This window comes from Clostridium tarantellae (assembly GCF_009295725.1).
Classification (GTDB): domain Bacteria; phylum Bacillota; class Clostridia; order Clostridiales; family Clostridiaceae; genus Sarcina; species Sarcina tarantellae.
This window is the reverse complement of record NZ_WHJC01000385.1, coordinates 1-2,662: the sequence shown is the minus strand read 5'-3', so window position 1 is coordinate 2,662 and position 2,662 is coordinate 1. Positions and strand designations below refer to the sequence as shown.

The 2,662-nt window shown below is 25.7% G+C and carries 3 protein-coding genes and 1 pseudogene; 3 read left to right on the top strand and 1 reads right to left on the bottom strand.

From position 1 onward, the window contains the following. Positions 1-299, top strand: a pseudogene (locus GBZ86_RS17405) (Rpn family recombination-promoting nuclease/putative transposase); the annotation flags it as partial. 150 nt (positions 300-449) lie between these two features. On the opposite strand, the gene GBZ86_RS14775 reads toward GBZ86_RS17405, so the two are convergent. Next, positions 450-779 carry a recombinase family protein gene (locus GBZ86_RS14775; protein ID WP_152891917.1) on the bottom strand — a complete coding sequence of 110 codons (330 nt, stop codon included), beginning with the start codon at positions 777-779 and terminating at the stop codon, positions 450-452. Positions 780-1,110: 331 nt separating this feature from the next. On the opposite strand from GBZ86_RS14775, the gene GBZ86_RS14770 reads away from it, so the two are divergent. Both GBZ86_RS14770 and GBZ86_RS14765 read left to right on the top strand, forming a co-directional pair. Then, positions 1,111-1,344 carry a hypothetical protein gene (locus GBZ86_RS14770; protein ID WP_152891915.1) on the top strand — a complete coding sequence of 78 codons (234 nt, stop codon included), beginning with the start codon at positions 1,111-1,113 and terminating at the stop codon, positions 1,342-1,344. Between the two features lie 3 nt (positions 1,345-1,347). Further along, on the top strand, positions 1,348-1,881 hold the full coding sequence (locus tag GBZ86_RS14765) for a hypothetical protein (protein ID WP_152891913.1): 534 nt from the start codon (positions 1,348-1,350) through the stop codon (positions 1,879-1,881). Positions 1,882-2,662: the final 781 nt, after the last annotated feature.

The window sequence follows — 2,662 nt, the reverse complement described above, 5'->3', positions numbered from 1 at the left end:
TTTTAATACAAAATGATGACTTATCTGAAAAATTTAAAGAGTTTAAAGATAATGTAGGAGGTGTTAGAAAAATGACTATTGATGAAATAAGAGAAAAGTATTTAAAAGAAGAAGGAAGAGAAGAAGGGAAAGTAGAGGGAAGAGAAGAAGGAAGAGAAGAAGGCAAAGTAGAAGGAAGAGAAGAAGGAATTAAACTTACAAAGAAAGTATTAAAACTTTTTAGTAATGGTGAAACGGTAGAAAATATTGCAAAGATATGTAATGTATCTGAAGATATAGTCAAAGAAATAATAGAATAAAAGAATGAACTAATCCCTTGAAGACTGATATTAATTTGTTAGCCTTTAGGGGATTTTTTATTTTCATTCTTAATATTCATATTATAAAAGTACACATATAATGAAGCAATTTTTTAGTGGGTGCACTTTTTAGCGGAAACCCTAAACAATTTAGCGATAATGAAAGCTAAAAAAGGCGCTAAATTGTATCAATTTGGTGATAATTAAATCTATCTTTTTATTAATACAATCATCTAACATTCTTTGAAATCCAGCTCTAGAAGAAGTATTCTTACCAGATTTAATATCAGTGTAGACATCAGCAAGGGTCCAGTCTAATCTTTCATCAACCATACATCGATAATAGTTAATTTGCTGGTTCAAGCTTTGAATTTGTTCAGGATGAGAGGTGCTAACCCTACAATAGATTGCTACCTTTAACTTTGATTTTAAGCCCCTATTAAAATGAGTAATTTCTCTGATTTTTCTTTTACATTCCAAGTGTTATATACCTCCATTGTTAAAATTAAATTCATATGTTTGATAATTAATATATATTAATTTTTAACGGATAATGGAGAAGGCAATCACAATTAAAATGAAATATAAAAATAAATTTTAAACGAGTATGCTTATAAGAATAAAATAGGGTATAATATGATAAAATGAATATGAAAAATTATTATATGATATATTTTTGACTTATTCTTATAAAGATTTAATGAATTTGTTTAGACAAGTTAAATTTAATAATATTTCTGCCTTTTTGAATTTAAGCGGTAACTTTATATAATTTTTAGTAAGATAGAAAAGAGAAAGGATGTTTTAAGAAATGAGTAAAGAGCAATATGATGATATTATAAAACATACTAAGGCAAGTCTTGAAAAAAATATTTTAGATAAAATAACTAAGTTCAGATATAGTGAAATAGATGATTATTTTGTTATACAAGTGTATGTAAAAGAAGGAATGAAAGCTAGGAAGTTAGGTGAAATACTTACTAATATTGAGGATTATGCCAGAGAAAAGAATATAAGTGTTGTAGTTGATTTTTTAAGAGGATAGGGTATGGAAAATTTAATTGAAAGATTCACACTAGAATGTAGAACAAATAAATCTGGTAAGTTAAAAAAGTTTAAGCCTAAAAATATAAATAAAGAGAAGTATAAAATATGGAAAGCAGATGCAAATGTGATGTTAAGAGATGCTATTTTAGCTAACAAAGCAGGTTTATCATATCCAAGACAATTAGAATTAATTCATGGAACTATAGAGAGGATATTAAAGACTTTTGTAATACAAAGATATGGAATAAAGCTTTCAGTTCATGAAACAGCAATAATATATGATGCAATAAAAAAAGATTTAGTAGAGAATTTAAGAAACGAAGATTATTTTACTCTTAGAATGTTAGATAGTAAATTTATTATAGATAGATATCCAGTAGATAATAGATTTTATGAGTATGAAATGATTGAAGATGGATTTGAGGTGCTTATAAATATTAACAAAATAGTTGATGAAAGTTTGGAGCTTAGTAAGAGAGCTAAAATAGCAATAGAAGAAGCTGAAAGAGAAATAAGTATAGATAGAGAGTTATAGAAGAAAATATATTATTGAAATACAAGTTAGTTCTAAAGAATATTCACCATATGTAGTTATTAGAGATGAGGTAGAGTTTATATCAAAGGTAGTGAATATGTAGATAGTTGATTAGTTGGAAATTTAGTCTAATTATCTCAAAGCACGACAATGTGTTGATACAATGAAAAGTCCTTGAACTAAAGGGCTTTTTTTGTTTTAAAAGAAAAAACAAGCTTGATCAAAATGATTAATTAAGGATTATTTTACTTAGATTGGCTTTTAGATCATAAGGCTGACTTTGAGTTGTTAGTAATGAAAAATTTAGGTATAAATATAAGGATAGTTCTGATATAGTAGGTTCAGCAATATATACATATAAGGGTTCAGCAGGTAAAGATAAAAAATATGTATATAAATTACCGGACTTAGAGGATGATATTTTAATTTATAATTTTAGAACAATTGATGTTGAAAAATTAGACTTAAATAATATAAATGATGATAATCCTTTAAAATTAGTATTTAAAATAGCTAAAAAATTATTATCAACAAATGCAAATGATAATGAAATATTCTTATCAAAAGTAGAGCTATTTAATGAGTTAGTTAACTATAATAAAGTAAAAACAATGGATCAAAGAAAGGCATTAACATACTTTCTAGAGTATTTATTTTTAATACAAAATGATGACTTATCTGAAAAATTTAAAGAGTTTAAAGATAATGTAGGAGGTGTTAGAAAAATGACTATTGATGAAATAAGAGAAAAGTATTTAAAAGAAGAAGGAAGAGAAGAAGG

Coding starts and splice junctions, on each gene's coding strand:
- GBZ86_RS14770 (WP_152891915.1), top strand. CDS start 1,111: ATGAGTAAAGAGCAATATGATGATATTATAAAACATACTAAGGCAAGT.
- GBZ86_RS14765 (WP_152891913.1), top strand. CDS start 1,348: ATGGAAAATTTAATTGAAAGATTCACACTAGAATGTAGAACAAATAAA.